Origin of the sequence: Sanguibacter inulinus (assembly GCF_013415325.1) — a bacterium.
In the GTDB taxonomy this organism is placed as follows: Bacteria; Actinomycetota; Actinomycetes; order Actinomycetales; family Cellulomonadaceae; genus Sanguibacter; species Sanguibacter inulinus.
Genome location: NZ_JACBYE010000009.1, coordinates 1 through 25,858, shown reverse-complemented (window position 1 = coordinate 25,858; position 25,858 = coordinate 1). Strand labels below are relative to the sequence as shown.

The 25,858-nt window shown below is 71.0% G+C and carries 20 protein-coding genes; 11 read left to right on the top strand and 9 right to left on the bottom strand.

Going from position 1 to position 25,858, the window contains the following annotated elements:
* Nucleotides 1-121: 121 nt before the first annotated feature.
* Nucleotides 122-1,357, bottom strand: coding sequence for a LysM peptidoglycan-binding domain-containing protein (locus HZZ10_RS05605; RefSeq protein ID WP_179912757.1), 1,236 nt, complete (start codon nt 1,355-1,357; stop codon nt 122-124).
* Nucleotides 1,358-1,572: 215 nt separating this feature from the next.
* Here HZZ10_RS05605 and HZZ10_RS05600 point away from each other — a divergent pair, with 215 nt between their 5' ends.
* Nucleotides 1,573-2,049, top strand: a complete 477-nt coding sequence (locus HZZ10_RS05600) for an Rv2175c family DNA-binding protein (RefSeq protein WP_179912756.1) — start codon at nt 1,573-1,575, stop codon at nt 2,047-2,049.
* A gap of 131 nt (nt 2,050-2,180) precedes the next feature.
* Here the strand turns inward: HZZ10_RS05600 and HZZ10_RS05595 are convergent, their stop codons facing one another.
* On the bottom strand, nt 2,181-3,290 hold the full coding sequence (locus tag HZZ10_RS05595) for a polyprenyl synthetase family protein (RefSeq protein WP_179912755.1): 1,110 nt from the start codon (nt 3,288-3,290) through the stop codon (nt 2,181-2,183).
* Nucleotides 3,291-3,455: 165 nt separating this feature from the next.
* Between HZZ10_RS05595 and HZZ10_RS05590 the strand changes: the two genes are divergently transcribed.
* The 3 genes from HZZ10_RS05590 to HZZ10_RS05580 all read left to right on the top strand — a co-directional run bounded on the left by HZZ10_RS05590 (nt 3,456) and on the right by HZZ10_RS05580 (nt 6,973).
* The gene (locus tag HZZ10_RS05590) at nt 3,456-4,577 is read left to right on the top strand and encodes a DUF4192 domain-containing protein (protein ID WP_179912754.1); all 1,122 of its coding nucleotides are present in this window, start codon (nt 3,456-3,458) and stop codon (nt 4,575-4,577) included.
* 98 nt (nt 4,578-4,675) lie between these two features.
* The gene (locus tag HZZ10_RS05585) at nt 4,676-5,086 is read left to right on the top strand and encodes a universal stress protein (protein ID WP_056132157.1); all 411 of its coding nucleotides are present in this window, start codon (nt 4,676-4,678) and stop codon (nt 5,084-5,086) included.
* 333 nt (nt 5,087-5,419) lie between these two features.
* Nucleotides 5,420-6,973, top strand: coding sequence for an RNA polymerase sigma factor (locus tag HZZ10_RS05580; protein ID WP_179912753.1), 1,554 nt, complete (start codon nt 5,420-5,422; stop codon nt 6,971-6,973).
* A 115-nt stretch (nt 6,974-7,088) separates the two neighbouring features.
* Here the strand turns inward: HZZ10_RS05580 and HZZ10_RS05575 are convergent, their stop codons facing one another.
* Both HZZ10_RS05575 and HZZ10_RS19405 read right to left on the bottom strand, forming a co-directional pair.
* The gene (locus tag HZZ10_RS05575) at nt 7,089-7,535 is read right to left on the bottom strand and encodes a hypothetical protein (RefSeq protein WP_179912752.1); all 447 of its coding nucleotides are present in this window, start codon (nt 7,533-7,535) and stop codon (nt 7,089-7,091) included.
* Nucleotides 7,536-7,686: 151 nt separating this feature from the next.
* Nucleotides 7,687-7,884: a DUF7455 domain-containing protein gene (locus tag HZZ10_RS19405; protein ID WP_228087150.1), complete on the bottom strand. Its 198-nt coding sequence runs from the start codon at nt 7,882-7,884 to the stop codon at nt 7,687-7,689.
* 168 nt (nt 7,885-8,052) lie between these two features.
* Between HZZ10_RS19405 and HZZ10_RS05570 the strand changes: the two genes are divergently transcribed.
* From HZZ10_RS05570 to HZZ10_RS05540, 7 genes are all read left to right on the top strand, one after another.
* Nucleotides 8,053-10,182 carry a DNA gyrase/topoisomerase IV subunit B gene (locus HZZ10_RS05570; protein WP_179912751.1) on the top strand — a complete coding sequence of 710 codons (2,130 nt, stop codon included), beginning with the start codon at nt 8,053-8,055 and terminating at the stop codon, nt 10,180-10,182.
* Between the two features lie 101 nt (nt 10,183-10,283).
* Nucleotides 10,284-11,339 (top strand): GNAT family N-acetyltransferase, encoded by a 1,056-nt coding sequence (locus HZZ10_RS05565; RefSeq protein ID WP_228087148.1) that lies wholly within the window; start codon nt 10,284-10,286, stop codon nt 11,337-11,339.
* A gap of 119 nt (nt 11,340-11,458) precedes the next feature.
* Nucleotides 11,459-12,529 carry a prenyltransferase/squalene oxidase repeat-containing protein gene (locus tag HZZ10_RS05560; RefSeq protein ID WP_179912750.1) on the top strand — a complete coding sequence of 357 codons (1,071 nt, stop codon included), beginning with the start codon at nt 11,459-11,461 and terminating at the stop codon, nt 12,527-12,529.
* A 9-nt stretch (nt 12,530-12,538) separates the two neighbouring features.
* Nucleotides 12,539-13,393, top strand: coding sequence for a hypothetical protein (locus HZZ10_RS05555; RefSeq protein WP_179912749.1), 855 nt, complete (start codon nt 12,539-12,541; stop codon nt 13,391-13,393).
* An 8-nt stretch (nt 13,394-13,401) separates the two neighbouring features.
* A complete protein-coding gene (locus tag HZZ10_RS05550; RefSeq protein WP_179912748.1) occupies nt 13,402-14,496 on the top strand; it encodes a CbiQ family ECF transporter T component in 1,095 nt (364 codons plus the stop codon).
* Nucleotides 14,493-16,109 (top strand): ABC transporter ATP-binding protein, encoded by a 1,617-nt coding sequence (locus HZZ10_RS05545; protein WP_179912747.1) that lies wholly within the window; start codon nt 14,493-14,495, stop codon nt 16,107-16,109. Before HZZ10_RS05550 ends, HZZ10_RS05545 begins: the two co-directional genes overlap by 4 nt.
* The gene (locus HZZ10_RS05540; RefSeq protein WP_308507502.1) at nt 16,106-16,960 is read left to right on the top strand and encodes an ECF transporter S component; all 855 of its coding nucleotides are present in this window, start codon (nt 16,106-16,108) and stop codon (nt 16,958-16,960) included. The genes HZZ10_RS05545 and HZZ10_RS05540 overlap by 4 nt, the downstream gene beginning before the upstream one ends.
* Nucleotides 16,961-17,044: 84 nt before the next feature.
* Here the strand turns inward: HZZ10_RS05540 and HZZ10_RS05535 are convergent, their stop codons facing one another.
* From HZZ10_RS05535 to HZZ10_RS05515, 5 genes are all read right to left on the bottom strand, one after another.
* Nucleotides 17,045-17,878, bottom strand: coding sequence for an aminoglycoside phosphotransferase family protein (locus HZZ10_RS05535; protein ID WP_179912746.1), 834 nt, complete (start codon nt 17,876-17,878; stop codon nt 17,045-17,047).
* Nucleotides 17,879-17,922: 44 nt separating this feature from the next.
* Complete coding sequence (metH, locus tag HZZ10_RS05530; RefSeq protein ID WP_179912745.1) at nt 17,923-21,453, bottom strand: methionine synthase; 3,531 nt, start codon at nt 21,451-21,453, stop codon at nt 17,923-17,925.
* Between the two features lie 143 nt (nt 21,454-21,596).
* The gene (locus tag HZZ10_RS05525; RefSeq protein WP_179912744.1) at nt 21,597-22,463 is read right to left on the bottom strand and encodes an NAD-dependent epimerase/dehydratase family protein; all 867 of its coding nucleotides are present in this window, start codon (nt 22,461-22,463) and stop codon (nt 21,597-21,599) included.
* A 13-nt stretch (nt 22,464-22,476) separates the two neighbouring features.
* The gene (locus HZZ10_RS05520) at nt 22,477-23,199 is read right to left on the bottom strand and encodes an LpqN/LpqT family lipoprotein (protein WP_179912743.1); all 723 of its coding nucleotides are present in this window, start codon (nt 23,197-23,199) and stop codon (nt 22,477-22,479) included.
* Nucleotides 23,200-23,340: 141 nt separating this feature from the next.
* Complete coding sequence (locus HZZ10_RS05515; protein ID WP_179912742.1) at nt 23,341-25,818, bottom strand: DNA gyrase/topoisomerase IV subunit A; 2,478 nt, start codon at nt 25,816-25,818, stop codon at nt 23,341-23,343.
* Nucleotides 25,819-25,858 lie beyond the last annotated feature (40 nt).

Sequence of the window (25,858 nt, the reverse complement as noted above, 5' to 3'; positions counted from 1 at the left end):
AGTGCTTCCCACGGCGAAGATCCTACGGTGAGGGTCGGGGGAACGCGGGGATGCGCGCACCCTGCGTGCAGGTTCTCCACACACGAACAGGCCCCCTGCGGACTGTTCGTGCGCATCTGGGTCACCTGTACTGGTTCGCCAAGGTCTGGACGTTGGCCACGTACCGACGGGTGTCGTCGAACATGCCGTTGTTCCGGACCGAGGACTGACCCTGGTAGTAGCCCGCGATCGCGGTGTCGGTCGACGGGCTCGTCGCCAGCAGACGACCCAGGATCGCCACACCGGCCGTGACGTTGTCCTGCGGGTCGAGCAGGTTGAGCTCGCGCCCGACCATCTCGGAGGCCCAGTCGCCCGAGCTCGGGATGACCTGCATGGTGCCGATCGCGTTGGCGGGGGAGACCGCGCGCTGGTCGAAGCCGGACTCCTGGGTAGCGATCGCGAGGGCGAGCGCCGGGTCGACCCCGTGGGCCCTAGCCGTGCTGCGGACCAGGTCCTTCATGTCGCTCTTCGAGGGCACCTGGCTCGCGTTGAGCGTCGCCTTGTTGGTGTTCGCGGCTGACACGACGTCGCGGGAGTATGTGCGTCCCAGGAAGGTGTCGCCGACCAGCTGCTGGGTCGGGGCCGGCGCAGCAGCCGGTGACGACACCGTCGAGACCGTCTGGCCGGCACCGCCACCCGTGCCGGGGATCGTGAGGGTCTGGCCGGCGCGGATGAACCCACGGGCGTCGAGGCCGTTGGCCGAGACGATCGCCGACTGCGTGGTCCCGTAGGCCCGCGCGATACCGGAGACCGTGTCTCCAGCGACGACCGTGTGCGAGGAGCCGCTGGCCGTGGACGTCGTGGAGGTCTGTGCCGGGGCGGACGACGACTGGCCCGAGGGGATCGTCAGGACCTGGCCGGCGCGGATGAAGGCGCGGGAGTCGAGGCCGTTGGCCGAGACGATCGCCGAGGCGGTCGTGCCGTAGGAGCGGGCGATCCCGGAGACCGTGTCGCCTGTGACGACGGTGTGGGAGCCAGCAGGTGCGGCTGCCGTGGCCTGCGCCGGGGCTGTGGACGCCTGCCCCGACGGGATGGTGAGGGTCTGACCCGCCCGGATCCGCAGCTGGGCGTCGAGGCTGTTGGCGGCGCGGATGGCCTGCGCGCTGGTCCCGGTGTCGCGGGCGATCTGGCTGACGGTGTCGCCCGAGCGGACCTCGTAGCTGTCGTCTGCGGAGGCTGCTGTCGCCGAGGCGGCGATCGACGCTGCGGCGAGGGCGACGCCCGTCGTGCCGTAGCGGAGCGCGTAGCGACCGATGGTGCGCTGGAGGCTCGGTGCGGGGACGTCTGCCGCGAGCGTGGCGCTGCTGCGAGCTGGCATGGGGGAATCCGATCTGTCGTCCGGTGCCGGGGGCACAGGGTGTGGCATGTCGGTGAGCACTGAGGGTGTGTGACACCTGAGCATGGTGGTGCTCGTGTGACTGATGGTACTGGAGTGATCTTTGTCGCGCTCAGGTGGGATCGTCAAGGCGGGTGGGTCTCCCGTGAGACCCCCGGCGGGCGCACGCGTGCGGGGGATCGCCGTAGGCTGTGCACGTGAACACGACCGAGCACCCCCCTGTCGACCCTGAAGACGCGCCGACCGCGCACGAGCTCGAGACCGCGCGCATCGACGCGCTGGTCGGGGAGTGGCTGAGCCTGCCCGTCGTGGCGGAGAAGCTCGGGACGGCTGTCACGTCGATCCGCAACGCGCTCGGCGACCGCCGCATCGTCGGCATGCGACGCGGCGAGCGGAACGTCTTCGCGATCCCCGCCGCGTTCCTCGTCCCTGCGCACCTCTCGAACCCGGCCGACGTCAAGACGCCCCGCCTCACAGCCGAGGGCTCCGAGAAGATCATCATCCTGCCCTCGCTCAAGGGCACGGTGATCCTCCTCGGGGATCAGGGGCTCAGCGACGAGGAGATCGTCTCGTGGCTCTTCTCCGAGGACGAGATGCTCGGTGAGACGCCGATGGAGGCGCTCCTGGCGGGACGCAAGAGCGCGGTGCGACGCGCCGCACAGTCCTTGGGGTAGGACACCCCGATCTGGTCCGGCGCGACGCCCGCACGCCGTACGACCGCGGACGCTCGCCGTCTTCGGAGCACCTCGACGCACGAAGACCCGCCGCCTCGTGGAGGCGGCGGGTCTTCGTGCGTGCAGGTGCTTCAGGCGGCGCGCTGGACGGCTGCGAGGGCGAGAGCTGTGAGCGTCTCGGTGGCGGGCCCGTCGAGCCCTGACGCGTCGAGGGCGGAGAGCGCGGAGTCGCTGAGGGTCTCGATCAGCGACTCGACCTCTTCGGGTGCACCGGTCGCCAGGATGGTCTGCTGCATCTCGTCGACGTCCGCCGCGGTCAGGTCTGGCGCGCCGAGCAGCGACGCCAGCCTGGTCCGGGCACCTGGGTCGAGCGCACGCATCGCGCGGACCACGAGCAGCGTCCGCTTGCCCTCGCGCAGGTCGTCACCAGCAGGCTTGCCCGTGGTCGCCGGGTCGCCGAAGGCGCCGAGCAGGTCGTCGCGGAGCTGGAAGGCCTCACCCAGCGGCAGGCCGACGGCGCTGCAGACCTCCATCTGGTGCGCCGTCGCACCGGCGAGGGCTGCGCCGAGCAGGATCGGGCTCTCGACGCTGTAGCGCGCCGACTTGGACCGCACGACCTCGCGGGCGCGGCGCTCGTCGGCGTCGAAGTCGTCGGTCCACGGCAGCATCTGTGCGTGCATGTCGAGGTACTGCCCGACCGTCACCTCGGTGCGCATCTGGGTGAACAGCCTGCGCGCAGGGTCTGTCTGCGCCGACGGCATCTCGTGGACGGCCCGCAGGAACTCGTCCTCGCTCGCCACGAGGCTGAGGTCGCCCAGCAAGATCGCCGAGGAGAGCCCGAACTGGTCGGCGTCGCCGGACCACTCGGAGTCTCGGTGGCGGGCTGCGAAGGTCCGGTGCGCTGTGGGGATGCCACGGCGGGTGTCCGACCGGTCCATGACGTCGTCGTGGAAGAGCGCGGCTGCCTGGAAGAGCTCGAGAGCGGCACCCACCCCGACGAGCGCTGTCGCCTCGGCCGTGCCGGGGCGACCGCCGTGAGCGCGCCAGGACCAGTAGGCGAAGGCGGCTCGCAGACGCTTCCCGCCGACGAGCATCTGGGTCCAGGCGTCGACGAGCGGCTCGGCGTCGGTGCTGATGCGGGCCAGGACGTCCGCCTGCTCGGAGAGGACCGACCGGAGCCGTCCGTCCACCTGCTGTCGGAGGTCTTCGCGGTCGACGAGCGCAGAGGCGTGAGAGGGCATGCGCTGAGCCTAGGCGGCGAGGCCGACGACAGCAGCACTGCTGACCGTGTGTCGCCCGTCGGCCCCGCGTCAGCAGGTTGTCCACAAGGGCTGTGGGGACCGCCGCGAACCACAGGCACGCACGAGGCGGCGGACAGGACGGGGCGCTGACCTCAGGCTCGGGTCATGAGCATCACACTCGAAGTCTGCGAGCCGCGCGAGCTGCTAGCCCTCATCCCCTTCCAGCTCGGTTTCCAGCCCCGCGAGAGTCTCGTCCTGGTGAGCCTGCGACGCCCCGACGGTCGCGTGGGTCTCGTGGCGCGGGCCGACCTGGACGACGTCTGCGACCCCGTCACGGGTCCGGCGGTCGTCGCCCGGCTCGTCGACCACCTGCGCTCCGACGGTGCTGCGACCGTCCTGGCAGTCGTCTACACAGACGACGCGCTGCCAGGTGCGGTGCCCGACGGCTCGCGCCCCTGGGTGGCTGCGGCTACCGTCGCGAGCGCAGCCGAGCCACCCGGCGTCGCGAGCGTCTGGGTGGTGGGGCGGGCTGGGTACCGCCGTCTCGAATGCGTCGACGGGCTCTGCTGCCCCGCGCAGGGGCGACCTCTCGAGGACCTCGAGTCGACGCAGGTGGGGGCGCACATGGTGCTCGCCGGTGCGACAGTGCGGGCGAGCCGGGACCAGCTGGCCGACCTCGCGCCGGTCTCCGAGGACGCCAGACGACGAGCGCGGGCCGCCGCCGTCGCGTGGAGGAGGGCGCGGTCTGCTGACGGGCTGCGTGGCCCGGCCCACGCCGACTGGCTCGAGCGCAGCCTCGTGGCCTGGCACCGGGCGGTCGAGGGCTCGGCGGTTCCTGCAGAGCTCGGGCAGGTGGCTGCGGCGCTCGACGAGGTGGTGCTCCGGGATGCTGTCCTCGTCTCGCTCGTCCCAGGTTCGGGTCGCCTCCCCGAGAAGATCGTCCAGGAGGTCGGGTCGCCTCCGCAGGACACCTCGACGAGCGACGCCGTGGGCAGGGCTGTCGCGGCGCTCCTCGACCCTGCCGCCGGCGTGCGACCTGACGACGCGACCGAGCGGGGGCGCAGTGCGCTCGAGCGGGTGGTTGCGCACCACGACCCCGGCGCTGCGCCCGGCCGCACGCTGCTGGCCCTCGTGGCCTGGTGGCACGGGGACGCCGCGCTCGCCGCAGCCCACCTGGACCAGGTCTGCGGTGAGCAGGACTACAGGCTCGCCCGGCTGCTGCGCACGGCTCTCGACGCGGGGATGCCGCCCGGGTGGGCGGCCGTCCCACGGCCGGCGGGGCGATGACGAGGGCCCTGGGTGCCACGACGCCAGCGGTCGGGTAGTTTCAGGGTGGCCGCTGCCGACCAGGTTGCGGAGTGGATCTGTGTTCTTCGGAGGGCTGCATGAGCGTCGTCGTCGGTTATCTCGCCACTGTGGAGGGACGTCAGGGGCTCGAGGCCGCCGTCGTCGAGGCTGAGCGCAGAGGCACCGGGCTCGTGGTCGTCGTGACCGAGAAGGGTGGCACGCCCGCTCCTGACGCCGTCGAGCAGCGTGACCTCGAGCTCGAGGTGCTGCGGCGCGACGCCCAGGGTGTCGGCGTCGAGGTCGAGATCCGCATCCTCGGTGAGAAGCGTGACGTCGCCGAAGACCTCATCTCCGTGGCTGAGGAGATCGACGCCGACGTGATCGTCATCGGTCTGCGTCGTCGCAGCCCTGTCGGCAAGCTGATCCTCGGCTCGAACGCCCAGCGGATCCTGCTCGGGAGCCCGTGCCCCGTGCTTGCGGTCAAGCCCGCCCGGACGCCCGGCTCCTGAGCCTGCGGCGGCGGCTCGGACGCGAGGCCGCGGCAGACCGGACCCGAGCGGCAGACCGGGAATCTTCCCGTCGTGCGGCTCGTTGACGTCTTCAGTGCGCGACGCCCGTCGTGCACCGTGCACGGTGTGCCCGGCGCTCGACCCGGACTGCCCGCACGTCGCCCCGGGAGCAGGTGCCTGAGGTGCTCGGAGGAGGGCTGAAAATCCCTTGTCCCGCACCGATCGGGCGGCCGACCGACTATAATGGTCGTTCTACGGCAGCGTCGATGCGTCCTCGTGGACCATCGCTCAAGCCAGCCGACTCTGACTCCCTGAGATGCCGAAAGGTCGTTTGTGGCGCCCATCTCTGCGAATCCCGCCCTCCCGCGTGAATTCGAGCACCCCGCTCTCCAAGAACTCCTCCGTCGTGGTGCGACCCACGGTCGTGTCGACGCGGAGTCCTTCCGCGATGCCTGCGAGCAGGCGCAGGTCGGTGACGCCAAGCGTCTCAAGACTGTCTTCCGTGCTCTCGTGACCGCCGGGGTCGACGTCGACCTCCCGACCTCGACGGTGGCCGCAGCGTCGACGACCCGCGCCACGAGCACCACCGCTCGCGCCGTCAAGAAGGCCGCACCCAAGAAGGCCGCAGCGATCACGACCCGCACGGTCGGCCAGCCCGCACCCGAGCCTGTCGTCACCGGCAGCGGCACCGCCGCTCCGGCTGACGGCTCTGCAGCCACGGCTGACGACGCCGCACCTGTCACCACGACCAAGCGTGCACCGCGCAAGACCGCCGCCAAGGCCGCGCCCGTCAAGCGCGGTCGCCGCAAGGCCGACGACGTCGACGAGGCCGACCAGGTCGAGGTCGAGGGCGACGACACGGACGAGTCGACCACCGCGACGAAGAAGCCCGAAGAGGCCGACGAGTCGCGCGGCTTCGTCTTCTCCGACTCCGACGACGACGACCAGCCGGCCCAGCAGGTCGTCACCGCCGGTGCGACGGCCGACCCTGTCAAGGACTACCTCAAGCAGATCGGCAAGGTCGCCCTGCTGAACGCCGAGCAGGAGGTCGACCTCGCCAAGCGCATCGAGGCGGGCCTGTTCGCCGAAGAGCGCCTGAGCGCGCCGGACGCCAAGTTCGAGCCCAAGGCCCGCCGCGAGCTCGAGTGGATCGCGGGTGACGGGCGTCGCGCCAAGAACCACCTGCTCGAGGCGAACCTCCGCCTCGTGGTGTCGCTGGCGAAGCGCTACACCGGCCGCGGGATGCTGTTCCTCGACCTGATCCAGGAGGGCAACCTCGGACTCATCCGTGCCGTCGAGAAGTTCGACTACACCAAGGGCTACAAGTTCTCGACATACGCCACGTGGTGGATCCGTCAGGCGATCACCCGTGCGATGGCCGACCAGGCCCGCACCATCCGCATCCCTGTGCACATGGTCGAGGTCATCAACAAGCTCGCCCGTGTCCAGCGCCAGATGCTCCAGGACCTCGGCCGCGAGCCGACCCCGGAAGAGCTCGCCAAAGAGCTCGACATGACGCCCGAGAAGGTCGTCGAGGTGCAGAAGTACGGGCGTGAGCCCATCTCGCTGCACACCCCCCTCGGTGAAGACGGTGACAGCGAGTTCGGTGACCTCATCGAAGACTCCGAGGCCGTCGTCCCTGCCGACGCTGTGAGCTTCACGCTGCTCCAGGAGCAGCTGCACCAGGTCCTCGACACGCTCTCCGAGCGTGAGGCTGGCGTCGTATCGATGCGGTTCGGGCTGACAGACGGCCAGCCGAAGACCCTCGACGAGATCGGCAAGGTCTACGGGGTCACGCGCGAGCGGATCCGCCAGATCGAGTCCAAGACGATGTCGAAGCTGCGTCACCCCAGCCGTTCGCAGGTGCTGCGCGACTATCTCGACTGACTGTCGTCAGTCGCGCACGCGAGAGAGCCCGGTCACGTCGATGACGTGACCGGGCTCTCTCGCGTGACGGTGGTGCTGTGCGTCGGGACGCGACCGCGCGGCCGGAGGGCCGTGCTCAGCCCGCGGCCTGCTCGCAGACCGTGGTCTCGAGGGAGCCGTAGATGTTGCCCGACCACAGGGTCGAGAACGTGTCGGCAGTCTCGAAGCTGTCGAAGTACAGGACGACGGCGCGGCTCGTCGGGTCGTCCTCGACCCCGAGCATCTTGGCACCGCCCTCCACGCAGCTCACGTCGATCGGCGCGACGTCGTAGCCCAGCTCAGCGAGTCCCGTGATCGTCGGGGCGAAGGCCTCGTCGCCCTCGGCAGCGGGGGCGTAGTCCATGAAGAGGACCGTCAGGGGCTCGCCGGGCACGGGGACCTGCTGCTCAGGAGGTTCGGCCGGGGTCGTCGTCGTCGTCGCAGCTGGGGTGGTGGGGGACGGGGTCTCTGTGCTGTCGGAGCATGCCGCGAGGGAGGTCGCGAGGAGCACGGCCACGAGCAGGCCGGGGGTTCGGAATCTCATCCTCCGAGCCTCTCATGCGGGGTGAGGAGCGGTTGACACGCGCGGCTGCAGGTGCCCGTGGTCTCGGTCACCTGCGGACGCACGACGCGCCGGCCGTGCACCGCGGTGGCAGTGTCACGACCGGCGCGTCGACGGTCAGGTGTGGGTGCGGTCAGCCGCGTGCGGTCGACCCGGCTCCGTGCTCTGCGAGCAGACGGTCCGTCTCGTCCTGGACGTGGGTCGCGACCGAGGAGAAGGCTTCGGAGTGGGCACGCGCGTGGTGGGCGCAGAAGAAGAGCTCGCCGGAGGGGAGCTGCACTCGTACGTAGGCCTGAGCGCCGCAGCGATCGCAGCGGTCGGCCACTGTCATGGCTTCGGTCGATGAGGTAGTCACATCAGTATGTAACCATCCCCGCGCCAGATCATTCCCCTCAGGACGACTCGGTTCGCTCCGCGCGTATTCGCGGCAGCGCGCCCGTCGCCGCGCCTGCGGCCGGTCGCGGGCCCCGTGTCGGTGGCACCGATTAGGCTCAGGGTCGTGACGACCGCATCCGCTGAATCCAGCTACACCTCTCGGCACCTCTCTGTCCTCGAAGGGCTCGAGGCCGTCCGCAAGCGACCGGGCATGTACATCGGCTCGACAGACTCGCGCGGTCTCATGCACTGCCTGTGGGAGATCATCGACAACTCCGTCGACGAGGCGCTCGCCGGCCACTGCACGCGGATCGGCATCATCCTCCACGCTGACTCCTCCGTGACCGTCACCGACGACGGCCGTGGCATCCCCGTCGACATCGAGTCGAAGACCGGTCTGAGTGGTGTCGAGGTCGTGTTCACCAAGCTGCACGCCGGCGGGAAGTTCGGCGGTGGCTCGTACACGGCATCGGGCGGTCTGCACGGTGTCGGCGCGTCGGTCGTCAACGCGCTCTCGGCCCGCCTCGACGTCGAGGTGGACAGGTCGAGCAAGGTGCACAGGATGACCTTCCGGCGCGGAGAGCCCGGCCAGTTCGAGGACCCGAAGAGCGGCCCGAGCCCCGACTCTCCGTTCACGCCCTTCGTCAGCACCTCTGAGCTCGCGATCGTCGGCAAGGCCAAGCGGGGGACGACCGGAACCCGGGTGCGCTACTGGGCCGACCGCCAGGTGTTCCCCAAGACGGCCGTGTTCGCCTACGACGAGCTGGTCACCCGAGTGCGCCAGACCACGTTCCTCGTCCCCGGCCTGACGATCACCGTCCGTGACGAGCGCGGCCTCGAGGGGACGCCGGGTGCTGACGGCCCGCACGAGGAGACCTTCGTGCACCACGGCGGGACAGTCGACTTCGTCGAGTTCCTCGCACCGGACACCCCGGTGACCGCCACGTGGCACCTCACCGGCTCCGGCAGCTTCAAGGAGACCGTCCCGGTCCTCGACGACCGGGGGCACATGGTCGCCCAGGAGGTCTCGCGCGACTGCGAGGTCGACCTGGCCCTGCGCTGGGGCACGGGTTACGAGACCGAGGTGCGCAGCTTCGTCAACATCATCTCGACGCCCAAGGGCGGTTCGCACCTGTCGGGCTTCGAGGCCGGACTGCTCAAGGTCATGCGCAAGGCTGTCGAGACCAACGCCCGACGCCTCAAGGTCTCGACCAAGGACTCGGCTGAGCGCATCGAGAAGGACGACGTCCTGGCGGGCCTCACCGCCGTGCTGACGGTCCGTCTCGCCGAGCCCCAGTTCGAGGGACAGACGAAGGAGATCCTCGGGACCGCACCCGTCCGAGCCATCGTCGCGCGGGTCGTCGAGCAGCAGATCGGTGCGATGCTCACCTCTGCCAAACGTGACGAGAAGACCCAGGCGTCCCTGCTGATGGACAAGGTCGTCGCCGAGATGCGCGCGCGCCTGTCTGCCCGCAAGCAGAAAGAGATCTCGAGGCGCAAGAACGCTCTCGAGACGAGCTCGCTGCCCACCAAGCTCGCGGACTGCCGCAGCGACGACGTCGCCCGTTCCGAGCTGTTCATCGTCGAGGGTGACAGCGCGCTCGGCACCGCCAAGCTCGCCAGGTCCTCGGACTTCCAGGCGCTGCTGCCCATCCGCGGCAAGATCCTCAACGTGCAGAAGGCCTCGGTGAGCGACATGCTGCGCAACGCCGAGTGCGCGGCGATCATCCAGGTCCTCGGTGCAGGCTCGGGACGCTCCTTCGATCTCCAGGCCGCCCGGTACGGCAAGGTGGTCCTCATGACCGACGCCGACGTCGACGGCGCGCACATCCGCACGCTCCTGCTCACCCTGTTCTTCAGGTACATGCGACCCCTCGTCGACTCCGGTCGGGTGTACGCGGCTGTGCCGCCGCTGCACAGGGTCGAGGTCATCGGGGCAGGCTCTCGCAAGAACGAGTACATCTACACGTACTCCGAGGCCGAGCTCGCAGCTGTCCTCAAGAAGCTCGACCGCTCGGGCAAGCGGTACAAGGAAGACATCCAGCGGTACAAGGGCCTGGGTGAGATGGACGCCGACCAGCTGGCCGAGACGACGATGGACCCGCGCCACCGCACGCTCCGGCGTGTCACCGCCGCCCACGCCGAGAACGCCGAGCGGGTCTTCGAGCTCCTCATGGGGTCTGACGTCGCCCCGCGCAAGGACTTCATCGTCGCCGGGGCGAGCGAGCTCGACAGGGCACGCATCGACGCCTGACGGTGGTCGGACCGGGGTGAAGCACCCCGAAACGACCCCCAACGCGCCGACGATCCGCTGATATCCGTGCCCTCTCGGCCCGGTGTCCCTACGCTGACCTCATGACAGACGAGAAGCCTGGCGGTCCGACCGCCGCGAGGCGCGCGAGCGTCGCGATGCTGCCCGGCGATCTCGGGCTCACCTGGCGTCCGCTCAGCACCGCTGACGTCGACGCCCTCTACGAGCTCATCGTCACGATGGAGGTCGCGGACGAGCAGCCCTACAGGACGTCCCACGCCGAGGTCGAGGAGATCTTCGAGGGCGACTGGAAGGACATCCCGGCAGACACCGTCGCCGGGTTCGACGCGGACGGGGTGCTCCGTGCCTACGCGTGCCTCGAGGCGCGGCCCGGCGACGAGACGACCCAGCGCGTCTTCGTCATGGGCGGGGTGCACCCGCTCTCGCGCGGCGCCGGGGTCGGCCGGGCGCTCGTGGCCTGGATGACCCGGCGTGCCAAAGACATCCTCGAGGCGTCCGACAAGGACGTCCCCGGCCGCATCGCGGCGTACCTCGAAGACACCTCGCCCTCGCACTGGCACCTCTACGAGGCGGCGGGCTACGAGGCGAACCGCTTCTACTCCAACCTCCGGCGTGACCTCCGCGAGCCCGTGCGCCACCCCGAGCTGGACGGCGGCCTGCGGATCGTGCCCTGGAGCGAAGAGCTCGACGACGCCGTGAGGCTCGCCCACAACGACGCCTTCCGCGACCACTGGGGGAGCGAGCCCGCTACCCCGGAGTCGTGGGCTCAGGGACGGTCCATGTTCGCACCGGGCTGGAGCTTCGTCGCGCTCGACGACAGCGCCGGGACCCCTGACGTCGCGGCGTACCTGCTGTCGGGTCGCTACGAGCAGGACTGGCCTGTCGCGGGGTACTCGAGCGGGTACATCGAGACGCTGGGCGTGCGCAGGCAGTACCGCGGCCGCAAGCTCGCCGTGGCGCTGCTCGGTGCCGCGATGGAGGCCTACAAGGCCTCGGGCATGGAGTACGCGGAGCTCGACGTCGACACCGACAACCCCTCGGGCGCCTTCGGGCTGTACTCGACTCTCGGGTTCACCAAGGCCCAGGGGTCCAGGATGTACTCGATCGAGATCGAGCGCGTCGGCGTGCCGCTCGCCTGACGGGCACCCCCGGACCAGACGGCCGAGCCCACCTAGACTGCACGCGACCGGTCAGCAGGCACGGTCGGGTCCGCGGAGAGCGCGTGGCCCTCGCCCCGCACCACCCGAAGAGGACCTCAGTGAACCGTCGACCCCATCTGCTGCTCGCCACCTCCGCGACGCTCGCGCTCGGCCTGCTCGCCGGCTGCTCGTCGGACGACACTCCTGCTGCCCCGTCGGCGTCAGGCTCCGCCTCGTCGACGAGCGACGCGACGAGCGCACCGGCGACGACCGGACCCGCGCAGGGTCCGGGCGACAGCGAGGTGCAGGCCGCCGCGGCTGCCACGTGGCTGCAGGCCCAGGCTGCGGCCGGCACGGTGTTCCAGACCGAGTTCGACGGCGTCGCCTACGACGACTACGGACTGACCGCTGACGTGGTGCTCGCGCTCCTCGCGGCGGACCAGGACGACGCGGCCCAGACCTACGCCGAGGCGCTCACCACGGACGAGGCCGTCGCGGCCTACGTCGGGGACGGGACCACTGCGCAGTACGCAGGTGCGACCGGCAAGCTGCTCGCAGTCACGGACGCGGCCGACCTCCCGACGGACAGCATCGGCGGGCGTGACCTCACAGCAGAGCTCCTCGCACTCCAGACCGACGAAGGCCGGTTCTCCGACCTCGGGGCCGACGACTACTCGCACACGATCTCGCAGTCGTGGGCCGTCGCCGCCCTCGCCACCCAGGACGCTGCACCCCAGCAGGCTGTCGACTACCTCGCCGCGCAGCAGTGCGAGGGTGCTGGCTTCCCGGCGCAGCTGTCCAGCTCGGCCCCGGCCGACTGCGTCTCGGACGTGGACTCGACAGCCTTCGCCGTCTCGGCGCTCGTCGTGGCCGGGACCGACGACGACGCACCCGTCATCATGCAGGCTCTCGCGTGGCTCGACTCGGTCGGCGCTGCAGACGACGCAGGCACGTCGTGGGCCTCTGCCGACAGCGACGGTCCGAGCGTCAACAGCACCGCGGTCGCGGTCTCTGCCCTCGAGGACGGCGACGCCGATGCGAGCCAGGGCATCGCGTGGCTCATGGCCCAGCAGGTGACCGACGGTGAGGACGCCGGAGCGTTCCTGCTCGCCGACCAGCCTGACGTGCGCACCACAGCCCAGGCGACGGTCGCCCTCGCGGGCGAAGGTCTCGACGACCTGCTCGGCTAGCACAGAGCCGTGAAGAGCCTGGTCCTCGCCGCCGTCCTCGGTCCGGCCCTCGTGGTCGGTGCCGGGCCTGGGGCGACGCCGGGCACCGGAGCCGTGCACACGGTGCTGACCGACGGTGCTGCGGCGCGTCCTGCCGTGGTGGCCGGTCTCTCGGGTGGCGTCGGGGTCCGTCCTCCGGGGCCGGGGGCGTCGTCGGGCCTGACGGCGTGCGACGGGGTGACGGTGGTGGTCGACGGAGGCGTGCTCGACACGGCCGCGCTCGGACCGGTGAGCGGGCTCGCCTGTGCTGCGGCCGACGGGCCCGTGACGGCCTACGACGCCGTGGCAGCGGCGGGGGTCGAGCTCCAGGGGACCGAGCAGTGGGGAGCGGCTTTTGTGTGCAGGGTCGACGGACGTCCCGCGCTCGACGAAGACGTCCTGAGGGCCGACGGCAGCGTCGGGACCGAGCCGTGCCTGCGTACCCCGTCCCAGGGGGCCTACTGGGCGCTGTGGACCTCGACCGACGCATCGACGTGGACCTATGCGACGCGCGGGGTGACCTCGACGGAGGTAGCGCGAGGCGACATCGTAGGTCTCGTCTTCGTGACGTCCGACGAGGCTGCGTCTCCGCAGGTCAGTCCTGCGGAGGCGAACGAGGGGGTCGTCCCGCAGGGCTGGGGCGTCCTCGGGACCGGAAGGTCCTCGACCAGCCCGGTCGCCGAGGGGCAGGTCCTCGATGCTCCGGGGTCTACCCGGGACCTCGTCTCACCCGGCGCATCGCCGTCTGTCGATGCCTCGCCCGGGGTCGTGGCGCTGGTGGGGCTCGGGTTGGCCGGGGGACTGCTTTGCCTCGCGGCAGCCCGAGCGCGGGGTCGACGACAGTGAGGCGTCGAGTGCCGGTCCACCCCGCCGCGTGGTGGGTGTGGGGTCTGGGTGTCGCTGCCGCAGCGACGACGACCACGCACCTGGTCGTGCTGGTGACCTTCGTCGCCGCGGTCCTCGCGGTCGTCGCCTCGTGCGCCGACCCGGCCCGTCGCGGGTCGGTCTTCCGCACCTATCTCTGGGTCGCGGGCTGGACCGTCGCGGTCCGGCTGGTCTTCCGTGTCGTGCTGCCGGCGGGCGCGGGGACCGGGGTGCTGAGGCTGCCCGAGGTCTCGGTCGGTCCCGTCGTGCTCTTCGGCACGGTGACCCGCGAGGCGTTGCTCGGTGGCCTGACCGGAGGCCTCCAGCTCGCCGTCGTGATCCTGGCGGTCGGAGCCGCGCACACCCTCGCCGACGCGCTCGGTCTGCTGCGGCACGCCCCGTCCGCTCTCGCCGGGATCACCACGGCGCTGGTCGTCGCGGTCTCGGTGCTGCCGACCCTGGGACGCTCGGTCCTCGACGTGCGGCAGGCCGCGCGCCTGCGCGGCAAGCAACCCGGGCTGCGCCGGACCGTCGTGCCGGTCCTGGAGGGGACCATGGACAGGTCGTCCGCGCTGGCCGCAGCCATGGAGTCCCGCGGCTACGGGGCGATGCCCGTGCCGCCTCCTGCATCGTCGTCGTCCGCGTCGGTACTCCGTCGCACCTCAGTGCGTCCATCGGTGCGTCGGCTCGTGCAGCCAATCTCGCTGCTCGGAGCCGTGGGTGTCGTCGCTCTCGCGACCTACGCGCTCTTCGACGCGTCCTGGCCCGGGTGGGCTGCGCCGGCTCTGGCCTGCCTGGCGGTCCTGCTCTGCGTGGTCGCGCTGCGCACCGGCACGACAGTGCGCCGGACGGTCTACAGAGCCGAGCGCTGGACGGTCCGGGCTGCGCTGGTCGCCGCGTCGGGGATGGTTGCTCTGGGGCTGCTCGTCGTCGCAGCCGGGCCGCGTGTCGCGCATCCCGGACCTGTCCTCCTGCCGGCGCTCTCGGCGGTCGGCCTCGCCGCCGCCCTCCTCACGGCGCTGCCTGTCCTTGTCGCGCCCCCGACGGCGGCGGTCCGTCCTCGGAGAGAGGAAGTCCTCGCATGATCGTCTTCGACGACGTCAGCCTGGTCCACGACGACGGCCGGGTCGTCCTCGACCACGTCTCGACCACGATCGAGCAGGGTCAGCTCACGCTCGTCACAGGTGGCACCGGCTCCGGCAAGTCGACGCTGCTGGCCATGGTCGACGGTCTGGTCCCGCACTTCTCACCCGGCGTCATGACGGGAGAGGTGACGGTCGACGGCCGCTCGACCCGGCTCGTGCGGCCCCGCGACCTGGCCGACCTCGTCGGCTACGTCGCCCAGAATCCTGCGCACGGCTTCGTGACCTCCGAGGTCGAGTCTGAGCTCGCCTTCTCCATGGAGCAGCGCGGGGTGTCCCCGGCTGCCATGCGCCGACGTGTCGAGGAGACGCTCGACCTCGTCGGGCTCGCCGACCTGCGCGACCGTCCGCTGCGCTCGCTCTCCCTCGGCCAGCAGCAGCGCGTGGCGATCGGTGCGGTGCTGACGGCGGCACCGCAGGTGCTCGTCCTCGACGAACCGACCTCGGCCCTCGACCCCGTCGGCGCCGAAGAGGTGCTCGCGATCGTCCGTCGGCTCGTGGAAGACCTCGGCCTCACGGTGGTCCTGGCCGAGCACAGGCTCGAGCGTGTCCTGCACGCGGCCGACGGGGTCCTCTACCTGCCGGGGGACGGATCGGTGCGCTCGGGCGGCGCTGCTGAGCTGCTGCGGGGCACGTCGAGCGCACCGCCGCTGCTGCGGCTGGCCGACGCGCTCGGCTGGGACCCCGCTCCGCTGACGGTTCGCGCGGCGCGTCCCTACGCGCGGCTCGTCGCTCAGGACGACGGGGCTGCGAGTGACCTCGCTGCTCCTCTGGGAGGCCCGCGGGAAGACGCGCACGATGACCCGAGGCTTGTCGCCCGGTCTGTCAGCGTCCGCTACGGGGACCTCGAGGCCGTGCGCTCCGTCTCGACCGAGCTGTCCTCGGGGGAGGTCGTCGCCCTCATGGGCCGTAACGGCTCGGGCAAGTCGTCGCTGCTGTGGGCGCTCCAGGGGAGCGGGCGCCGCGACGGCGGCCACGTCCAGGTCGACGGGAGCGACCCGGCCGCCGTCGGGCCGCGCAGAGCCCGTGACCTGGTGGCCCTCGTCCCGCAGGACGTCACTGACCTGTTCTTCTGCGAGACCGTCGACGACGAGTGCCGTGCAGCGGACCACGACGCGGCTGCGTCCGACGGCACGACGCGTGCGCTCCTCGCGTCGATGGTCGGCGGGATCGACGGCGGCACCCACCCCCGTGACCTGTCCGAGGGGCAGCGGCTCGCGCTCGCCCTCGCGGTGGTCCTCGCCGTGCCCGCGCGGGTGCTCCTGCTCGACGAGCCGACACGAGGCCTCGACTACGCCGCGAAGGCGACGCTCGTCGACACCCTGCGCACGATCGCGCGCGAGGGGACCGCGGTCGTGGTCGCGACCCACGACGTCGAGCTCGCTGCCGACCTCGCCGATCGTGTGGTCCTCATGGCGCAGGGCGAGATCGTCGCCGACGGACCGGCCCGCGAGATGCTCACGGCCTCGACGGGCTTCGCGCCCCAGGTGGCCAAGGTCTTCGCGCCCAGCCCCTGGTACCGCGTGTCCGACGTCCTCGGGAGCACGGCGCTGTGACGCGAGGCAGAGACCGGGCTGCTGAGGCTCGGCTGTCCGTCGCAGACCCGCTCGTCGGGTACCGGGGGACCGCGGCCCGGTCGGCGTCCACAGTGCTGCTCGTCCTCACGAGCCTGATCGGGCTGGTGATGTTCTGCTGGCCGCTCGTCGCGAGCGTGCTCCCACGCGCCTCCGGGCAGAGCGCACCGTGGCTGCTCGTCGTCCTGCTCCCTGTCGTGCTCGTCCTGCTGCTCGTCCAGCTCACCGGCGGTGAGCTCGACCCACGGACGCTGGCGCTCCTCGGTGTGCTGTCGGCGGTCAACGCGGCACTGCGGCTGCTGAGTGCGGGGACCGGGGGCATCGAGCTCGTGTTCTTCCTCCTCGTCCTCGCGGGGTACGTCTTCGGCCCGACCTTCGGGTTCTTGCTCGGCACGGTGTCGCTCGCCGCCTCGGCGCTGATCACCGCGGGAGTCGGTCCGTGGCTGCCGTTCCAGATGATGGCGGCCGGGTGGATCGGGCTCGGAGCAGGTCTGCTGGGACGCGTGCTGGCCCGGCGGGTCCGTCCCCGCGGATGGGTCGAGATCGGTGCTCTCGCCGTGTACGCAGCGCTCGTCGCCTACGTCTTCGGCGCGCTGATGAACCTGTGGTTCTGGCCCTTCGCGCTCGGTGGCGGCACGCAGGTCTCGTACGTCCCTGGTGGGGAGCTCACCGAGAACCTGCGCCGCTTCGCGGTCTTCACGCTGACGACCTCGACCCCCACGTGGGACACCCTGCGGGCCGTGACGAACGTCGTCGCGGTGCTCCTGCTCGGACGCCCTGTGCTCGGGACGCTGCGCCGTGCCCAGCGCCGCGGGGTGCTGGCCGGGCGGTGACGCGCCTCAGCCGGTGCTCCAGCCGCGACGGTCCGACAACCACGACCAGGTGGCGTCCCGGTACCAGGCCTGGTGGCTGCGCAGCTACGGAGACGTCTCGACGTGCTCCTGCGCGGCGGCCCAGGTGAAGTAGCCCAGCAGCAGGGCGAGCACACCGTCGACGAGGTCCGGGTCGAGGCCCCGGGTGAGCGGGTCACCGGCGAGCACGCTGTCGCAGTCGATCCCGTCGCCGTACGCCTGGACGAGCAGAGACACCGTGTCGAACCAGGCTGGTCCGGCGGCCACGAAGTTCCAGTCGACGGTGACAGCACCCTGCTCGGTCAGGAGGACGTTGTCGTCGCGGATGTCGGTGTGGACCACCGTGGTCGCCGGGGAGGCGAGCATCCGCTCGGCGAGGTCGACGCAGGTGTCGCGCCACGGGAGGTCGAGATCGCGCACCATGGCGAGCTCGGCGGCCAGCTCGTCGGCGAGGAGCGGTACGTGCAGACCGTGGGGCGGGGGCGTGAGCGCCCGAGCGTTCTCGCCGAGCATCGCCACGACTGACGCGAGCTCCTCGGCGCGCCACGGACGTCGGGGGTGGTGCCCCTCGACGTCGTCCATGACGGCGACGAACCACGGTCCGTCCTCGCAAATCCACCGGGCGCGCGGAGCGTGAACTCCTGCAGGCAGCGCCGCCGTCACCTCGCACTCGCGCCTGTACGCCTCGACGATCCAAGGAGCCATCTCGGTCGAGGCCGCCTTGACGAAGACGCGCCGGCCGTCTGCGAGGAGCAGCCGCGACGCGAGACCGGGGGTGAAGCCCGAGTCTTGCGACCGGGCCTCGACCACGGCCGACCCGAGCCTCGTCTCGACGGTGTGCCGGACCTGGGCTGGGAGCGACTCCCAGGTCGGGCGCAGCGCGGTGGCTCCCTGCGGCACCGACCCGCCAGGGGCGGGCCGTCCTGCTGACCCGCCGACCACGCTCACACCGAGAAGTACTTCGCGGCAGGGTGGTGGAACACGATCGCGTCGGTCGACTGCTCGGGGTGCAGCTGGAGCTCGTCGGAGAGCACGACACCCACGCGCTCGGCGCGCAGCAGCTCCATGACCTTGCGGCGGTCTTCCATGTCGGGGCAGGCCGGGTAGCCGAGGGAGAACCTCGCGCCGCGGTAGTCGACCTTGAACATGCCGTCGAGGTCTGCCGGGTCCTCGGCGGCGAAGCCGAGCTCCTCGCGCACGCGGGAGTGCCAGAACTCGGCGAGGGACTCGGTGAGCTGGACGGAGAGGCCGTGCAGCTCCATGTACTCGCGGTACCTGTTCTCGGCGAAGAGCCGGGCTGTGTGCGGGTCCACGGAGGCGCCGACGGTCACGAGCTGGAAGGCGACCACGTCGACCTCGCCCGAGTCCTTCGGCCGGACGAAGTCCGCCAGGCACAGGTGCCTGTCGCGGCGCTGCCGCGGGAAGGTGAAGCGCATGCGCTCCGTGCCCGGCTCGCCGCCCGAGCCGCCGTCGGGGCCCTCGTGGTGCAAGATCACCATGTCGTCGCCGTCGGCGACCGCGGGGAAGTATCCGTAGACGACCGAGGGGTCGAACATGTTGTCGGTCTTGATGCGGTCGAGCCAGTCGCGCAGACGCGGGCGGCCCTCGGTCTCGACCAGCTCTTCGTAGCTCGCGGAGTCGTCGGCACGAGACGGCTTGAGACCCCACTGACCCATGAAGGTCGCGCGCTCGTCCAAGAACGCCGCGTAGTCGGCGAGCTGGATCCCCTTGACGATCCGCGACCCCCAGAACGGCGGTGTCGGGACAGGGTTGTCGGAGTCGATGTCGGACCGCGGCGGGAGGTCCTCGTCGGCCGTCTGGGTGACCGTCACGGTAGCGTGGCGGCGCTTCTTGAGCGGCGGGAGACCGACCGAGGCGACGTCCTCGCCGCGGGCGACCCGCACGAGGGGCTCCATGAGGCGCAGGCCCTCGAAGGCGTCGCGGGCGTACCGGACCTGGCCGTCGTACACGGCGTCGAGGTCGTCCTCGACGTAGGTGCGGGTCAGTGCGGCACCGCCGAGCAGCACCGGGTACTTCTGCGCGAGGCCTCGTGCGTTGAGCTCTTCGAGGTTCTCCCGCATGACGACGGTCGACTTCACCAGCAGGCCGCTCATGCCGATGACGTCGGCGTGGTGCTCCTCGGCGGCCTCGATCATCGCGGCGATGGTCTGCTTGATGCCGATGTTGACGACCGTGTAGCCGTTGTTGGTGAGGATGATGTCGACGAGGTTCTTGCCGATGTCGTGCACGTCCCCGCGGACGGTCGCGAGCACGATGGTGCCCTTGCCGGCCTCGTCAGTCTTCTCCATGTGCGGCTCGAGGTAGGCCACGGCAGTCTTCATGGCCTCGGCGGACTGCAGCACGAAGGGCAGCTGCATCTCGCCCTTGCCGAAGAGCTCTCCGACGACCTTCATCCCGGCGAGCAGGTGGTCGTTGATGATCGCCAGGGCCGTCATGCCCTCGCCGAGCGCCTGGTCGAGGTCGGTGTCGAGACCTTTGAGGTCGCCGTCGAGGATGCGACGCTCGAGCCGCTCGCCGAGGGGGAGCGCCGCGAGCTCGGCGGCGCGCCGGTCCTTGAGAGCTGCGGTGTCGACCCCGGCGAAGAGGTCGAGGAGACGGGCCAGCGGGTCGAAGGTCATCGCGCCGTCGGCGTCGTACTCGCGGCGGTCCCAGACGAGGTCGAGAGCGGCCTGGCGCTGCTCGTCGGGGATCTTCGCGAGGGGGAGGATCTTCGCGGCGTGCACGATCGCCGAGTCGAGCCCGGCCTGGACGGCCTCGTGCAGGAACACCGAGTTGAGCACGACACGTGCGGCCGGGTTGAGCCCGAAGGAGACGTTCGAGACGCCGAGCGTCGTGTGCACCCCGGGGTACTTCGCCTTGAGCGCGCGGATCGCCTCGATGGTCTCGATGGCGTCGCGGCGGGTCTCCTCCTGTCCCGTGGCGATCGGGAAGGTGAGGGTGTCGACGATGATGTCGGCGACGTCCATGCCCCAGCGGCCGGTGAGGTCGTCGACGAGGCGGCTCGCGATCGCGAGCTTGGTCTCGGCTGTGCGCGCCTGGCCCTCTTCGTCGATGGTGAGCGCGATGACCGCCGCGCCGTGCTCCTTGACGAGCGGCATGATGCGCCCGTAGCGCGACGTCTCGCCGTCGCCGTCCTCGAAGTTCACCGAGTTGACGACCCCGCGCCCGCCGACGAGCTCGAGACCGGCCTGGATGACCGGCGGCTCCGTCGAGTCGATGACCAGGGGCAGCGTCGAGGCCGACGCGAGGCGGGACACGACAGACCGGACGTCGGCGACGCCGTCGCGCCCCACGTAGTCCACGCACACGTCGAGCAGGTGCGCGCCGTCGCGGGTCTGCGCCCGGGCGATCTGCACGCACTCGTCCCAGTCCTCGGCGAGCATCGCCTCACGGAAGGCCTTCGACCCGTTCGCGTTGGTGCGCTCGCCGATCGCCAGGAAGGACGCGTCCTGGTCGAAGTCCACGTGGGTGTAGAGGCTCGCGACGCCCTTCTCAGGCTCGGGGGAGCGCTCGACGACGGGTACCCCGCCGACGGCCTCGACCACGGCGCGCAGGTGCTCGGGCGTCGTCCCGCAGCAGCCGCCCACGAGCCCGAGACCGAACTCCCGGACGAACTGCTGGTGCGCTGCGGCGAGCTCGGCCGGGCTCAGCGGGTAGTGCGCACCGTTGGCGCCGAGCACGGGCAGCCCCGCGTTGGGCATGCAGGTGAGGGGGACGGCCGAGTGCTTGGCGAGGTGGCGCAGGTGCTCGCTCATCTCGGCTGGGCCGGTCGCGCAGTTCAGGCCGATCGAGTCGATGCCGAGCGCCGCGAGCGTCGTGAGGGCGGCGCCGATCTCGGAGCCCATGAGCATGGTGCCCGTCGCCTCGACGGTCACCTGGACGAAGATCGGCACCTCGACACCCGACTCCGCCATGGCCTTCTTCGAGCCGTTGACGGCCGCCTTGGTCTGGAGGAGGTCCTGGCTGGTCTCGACGAGGATCGCGTCGGCGCCGCCGGCCACCAGACCGGCAGCCTGCTGGGCGAAGGTGTCGCGCAGGTGCGCGTAGCTCGTGTGCCCGAGGCTCGGCAGCTTGGTGCCCGGTCCCATCGAGCCGAGGACCCAGCGCGGCTTGTCGGGCGTGGCGTGCTTGTCAGCGCTGCGGCGCGCGACCCGCGCGCCCGCCTCGGCGAGCTCGAAGATGCGGTCGTCGATGCCGTAGTCGCCGAGGTTCGACCAGTTGGCCCCGAAGGTGTTGGTCTCGACGCAGTCGACACCGACGGCGAAGTACGCGTCGTGGACCGACTCGACCACGTCGGGGCGGGTGACGTTGAGGATCTCGTTGCAGCCCTCCAGACCCTGGAAGTCGTCGAGGGAGAGGTCGGCCGCCTGGAGCATCGTGCCCATCGCACCGTCGGCGACGACGACGCGCGAGGCGATGGCGGACTTCAGGGCAGCAGCGCGCGCGGTGAGCATGGGGTCAGTCTAGGGACGACGGCCGACAGACCGGCGGGCGACCGCCAGGTGGTCGCCCGCCGCGCGTCGGCCCGGGGCCGTGGCGCTCTCAGGGCGCCGCCCACCCGGGGCGGCGTCCCCGGGAACCGCGGGCCAGGGGCTGCTCAGACCTGGTCGCGCCACGAGTGCTGCGGGTCGAAGCCGAGCACCCGTCGCGCCTTGTCGATCGACAGCAGGGTCTCGTGCGTGCCGAGCCCGTCACGCAGCGGGACGCCGGGGAACTCGGCCGCGGCCAGCTCGGTGCTGCTGCGGCTCATCACGGTGTCGGCGTTGGCGATGACGAACACCTCGAAGCCCGGGTGCCCGTGCTCGAGCGACCGACGGATCGCCTGCGCGCCGTCACGGGCGTCGATGTACCCCCACGCGTTCCAGCGGCGCAGCGACGGGTCGGCGTCGAAGCCCGGGAACGCCGCGTAGTCGTGGGGTTCCATGACGTTGGAGAACCGCAGCGCGTGGATCATCAACGACGGGTCCTGCCGGCACATCTGCGCGGCCGTGTGCTCACCGAGCAGCTTGGACAGCGAGTACGAGGACTCCGGCCGGCCCGGGTACTCCTCGTCGACCGGCAGGTACGGGGGAGGGGTCTCGAAGGGCAGACCGAGGACGGTCTCGCTCGAGGCCCACACCACGGTGCGGATCCCGGCCGTCCGTGCCGCGGAGAACACGTTGTACGTCGAGACGGTGTTGGTCTCGAAGATCACGTGGTCCGGGAACCCGCCCGGTGCGGGGATCGCGGCCAGGTGCACGACGGCGTCGACGCCCCGGTACCTGTCATCCACGCCCGTGAGCACGGCGAGGGTCTGCCCGAGGTCGGTGAGGTCGGCGCGCACGTAGGCGCAGCCCTGGTCTTCGGGCGGAGGTGCCACGTCGACGTTGACCACCTCGTAGCCGTGCTCGAGGAGGTCCGCGACGCACGCGCGCCCGAGCTTTCCGCTGCCGCCGGTGACGACGACCCGTCGTGCCTGGTCCATGGGTGCCGTCCCGTCAGCTGATCGTGGCCGACGACAGCACGCCGCTGAGCACGTCGCGCCCGGCCGAGTCGTCCGCGTGGGTGGTCAGCGCGAGGGCCAGGGCGACCGTCGAGCCGTCGTCGCCCTCGACGATCACGAGGGTCGAGCTCTGCGCGAGCTGTTCGCCCGAGGGCCCCTCGCGCAGACCGGAGACCGTGTGGGACGGGTAACCGCCGACAGTGCCCGTGCTGCCGTCGGGCTCGGTCGAGTCGAGGCTCAGCGCGGCCGCCGTGTGGTTGGCGAAGATGTCGTCCTCGGACGCCCCGGACGGGACGTCCTCGACGGTCACGACGACGTTCGGGCTGAAGGCCTCGTACACCTCGGGGGAGACCGCCACGAAGATGATGAAGGGTGAGCTGTCCATCGCGTCGGAGGGCTGCCACCCCGTGGGGATCTCGAGGGTGAGGTCCTTGTCGGACCCGTCGACGTCGATCACCTGGGTGCCGTCGACCGACCCGTCGCCCGAGTCGTCGGCGTCGTCAGTGCTGTCCTCGGTCGCCTCGTCGGTCGCGTCCTCGGTCGAGTCGTCGTCCGAGTCCTCCGTCGGCTCGTCGGTGCTCTCGTCGGTGGCGTCGTCTGTCGCCTCGGCGGAGACGGGCGAGGCGACCTTCTCGTCACCGTCGCTCGAGCAGCCGCTGAGCACCATCCCTGTCGCGAGGAGCGCTACGGACGAACGGACGAGGAGGGAGGTGCGCATGAGGGTGCTCCAGGGGGGTGGGGGGCCGCGACGTGCATCACGCGGTCGGTGAATTCTCGCTGCCCATCGTCGTCCCCGCACGGCGAGACCGTCGATGGGGAGAACTTCCACCGGGCGACGCCCCCGGTCACCTGCCCGCGATCACCCCACGGCGTGGACCGGCGCGTCGAGCATCGTGCCCGAGCCGTCGCGCCGCGGGTCGGCGGGCGGCAGGTCGAGGGGCTGCCCGGCGGCCCCTGTCGCGTGCGGCGGGGCTGTGCCCACCCACGCGAGCAGCAGCGTGTCTTCGCCCTTGAGGAACCTGTGCGCCCGCACCCCGCCCGTCGCTCGTCCCTTGCCCGGGTACACCTCGAAGGCCGTCGTCTTGACGCTCCCCGTCTGGGTCCCCGGCAGGGCGTCCGACGCACCGGCGATCGTCACCACCGCGCACTGCTCGGCCTGACCCGCGGGGACAGCACCGAAGAACACCGCACGCTGGTCGCCCGTGAGCTTGATGCCGGCCATGCCGCCGGCCGTCCGGCCCTGGGGGCGCACGGCGCTCGCGGAGAAGTGCAGCAGGCTCGCCTCGGAGCTGATGAAGACGAGCTCGTCGTCGTCGGAGACCGGCACGGCGCCGACCACGGTGTCACCGGGCTTGAGGGAGACGACCTCCCAGCTGTCCTTGCTCGGTACGTCGCCCTGGGCGACGCGCTTGACGGTGCCACCGGCGGTCCCGAGGGCGAGGGTCGGTGCGTCCTCGGCGAGGGAGACGAGGGTGACGAGCTGCTCACCCGGCTCGAGGGTGCAGACCTCGGCGACGGGCACCCCGCCCGACAGGCTCGGTGCACCCTGGGTGGGCGGCAACGACGGGAGGTCGAGGACCGAGACCCGCACGACCCGTCCGGCCGAGGTCAGCGCACCGACCTCGCTGCGCACCGACGACAGCAGCGACGTGCTCAGCACGTCGTGGGCGTGCCGGTGGTCGTCGCGGACGGGGACGGTGTCGTCGGAGGTCCGGGCGAGGAGACCCGTCGACGACAGCAGCACCCAGCACGGGGTGTCCTCGATCTCGAGGGACACCTGGCTGCCACGTGGCCCCGGGAGCCCTGGAGCGCCCGTCACGCCGCCACCTGCCGAGTCGAGCAAGATCGTCCGTCGCGGCGTCCCGTAGACCTTCGCGACCTCGGCCATCTCCTCGCTCACCACGCGGCGCAGCAGCGCGTCGTCCCCGAGGATCGCGCGCAGCTGCTCGATCTCCTCGACGAGGGCCGACTGCTCCTTCTCGAGCTCGATCCGCGAGAACTTGGTGAGGCGTCGCAGCCGCAGCTCGAGGATGTACTCGGACTGCGCCTCGGAGAGGTCGAAGACCTCGCGCAGGCGTCCGCGCGCCGTGTCGGCGTCGTCCGAGCTGCGGATCACCTGGATGACCTCGTCGATGTCGACGATCGCGAGCAGCAGGCCCTCGACCAGGTGCAGCCTGTCCAGGCGCTTGGTCAGCCGGAACTGCGAGCGGCGGCGCACCACGTCGATGCGGTGGTCGACCCAGACGGACAGCATCTCGCGCAGGCCGAGCGTGCGCGGCTGGCCGTCGACGAGCGCCACGTTGTTCATGCCGAAGGAGTCCTCCATCGGCGTGTACCTGTACAGCTGCTCGAGGACGGCCTCGGGGTTGAATCCCGTCTTGATCTCGATGACCAGGCGCAGCCCGTGCGACCTGTCGGTGAGGTCGGTGACGGCCGTGATGCCCGACAGCTTCTTGGCCTGGACGCCTTCCTTGATCTTCTCGACGACCTTCTCGGGACCCACGAGATAGGGCAGCTCGGTGACCACGAGCCCCTTGCGCTTGGGTGTGACGTTCTCGACCCGGACCGTGGCACGCGTCTTGAAGGACCCGCGACCCGTCCTGTACGCGTCGCGGATGCCCTCGAGGCCGACGATCTTGCCACCCGTGGGCAGGTCGGGTCCGGGCACGAAGCGCATGAGGTCTTCGAGCGAGGCCTTCGGGTTCGCGACGAGGAACCGCGCCGCCGCGATCACCTCGATGAGGTTGTGCGGGGCCAGGTTGGTCGCCATGCCCACGGCGATGCCCGACGCACCGTTGACGAGCAGGTTCGGGATAGCGGCCGGCAGGACCTCGGGCTGGACCAGCTTGTTGTCGTAGTTCGGCACGAAGTCCACGACGTCCTCGTCGAGACCCGTGGTCATCACCAGCGCAGCCGGTGCGAGGCGCGCCTCGGTGTACCGAGGGGCAGCAGGGCCGTCGTCGAGGGATCCGAAGTTCCCGTGACCGTCGACCATCGGCAGCCGCAGCGAGAAAGGCTGCGCCATGCGCACCAGGGCGTCGTAGATCGCCGTGTCGCCGTGCGGGTGCAGCTTCCCCATGACCTCGCCCACGACGCGCGCGGACTTCACGTGCCCACGGTCGGGACGCAGACCCATGTCGGACATCTGGAAGAGGATGCGGCGCTGGACCGGCTTGAGCCCGTCGCGGGCGTCGGGCAGGGCGCGCGCGTAGATGACGGAGTAGGCGTACTCGAGGAACGAGCCCTCCATCTCCTGGGCGACGTCGATGTCGACGATGTTCTCGGTGAAGTCACCGGGTTCTGTCGTCGAGCCGGACCGCGTCGAGGTGCGTGCCATCTGTCTCTGGGCTCCTGGGTGGTGCGGGGGTGCTGTGGGG

What these genes read in the sequence shown, in the direction of transcription:
- HZZ10_RS05605 (WP_179912757.1), bottom strand. Translation starts at nt 1,357, where the DNA reads ATGCCAGCTCGCAGCAGCGCCACGCTCGCGGCAGACGTCCCCGCACCG.
- HZZ10_RS05595 (WP_179912755.1), bottom strand. Translation starts at nt 3,290, where the DNA reads ATGCCCTCTCACGCCTCTGCGCTCGTCGACCGCGAAGACCTCCGACAG.
- HZZ10_RS05590 (WP_179912754.1), top strand. Translation starts at nt 3,456, where the DNA reads ATGAGCATCACACTCGAAGTCTGCGAGCCGCGCGAGCTGCTAGCCCTC.
- HZZ10_RS05585 (WP_056132157.1), top strand. Translation starts at nt 4,676, where the DNA reads ATGAGCGTCGTCGTCGGTTATCTCGCCACTGTGGAGGGACGTCAGGGG.
- HZZ10_RS05575 (WP_179912752.1), bottom strand. Translation starts at nt 7,535, where the DNA reads ATGAGATTCCGAACCCCCGGCCTGCTCGTGGCCGTGCTCCTCGCGACC.
- HZZ10_RS19405 (WP_228087150.1), bottom strand. Translation starts at nt 7,884, where the DNA reads ATGACAGTGGCCGACCGCTGCGATCGCTGCGGCGCTCAGGCCTACGTA.
- HZZ10_RS05565 (WP_228087148.1), top strand. Translation starts at nt 10,284, where the DNA reads ATGACAGACGAGAAGCCTGGCGGTCCGACCGCCGCGAGGCGCGCGAGC.
- HZZ10_RS05545 (WP_179912747.1), top strand. Translation starts at nt 14,493, where the DNA reads ATGATCGTCTTCGACGACGTCAGCCTGGTCCACGACGACGGCCGGGTC.
- metH (WP_179912745.1), bottom strand. Translation starts at nt 21,453, where the DNA reads ATGCTCACCGCGCGCGCTGCTGCCCTGAAGTCCGCCATCGCCTCGCGC.
- HZZ10_RS05525 (WP_179912744.1), bottom strand. Translation starts at nt 22,463, where the DNA reads ATGGACCAGGCACGACGGGTCGTCGTCACCGGCGGCAGCGGAAAGCTC.
- HZZ10_RS05520 (WP_179912743.1), bottom strand. Translation starts at nt 23,199, where the DNA reads ATGCGCACCTCCCTCCTCGTCCGTTCGTCCGTAGCGCTCCTCGCGACA.
- HZZ10_RS05515 (WP_179912742.1), bottom strand. Translation starts at nt 25,818, where the DNA reads ATGGCACGCACCTCGACGCGGTCCGGCTCGACGACAGAACCCGGTGAC.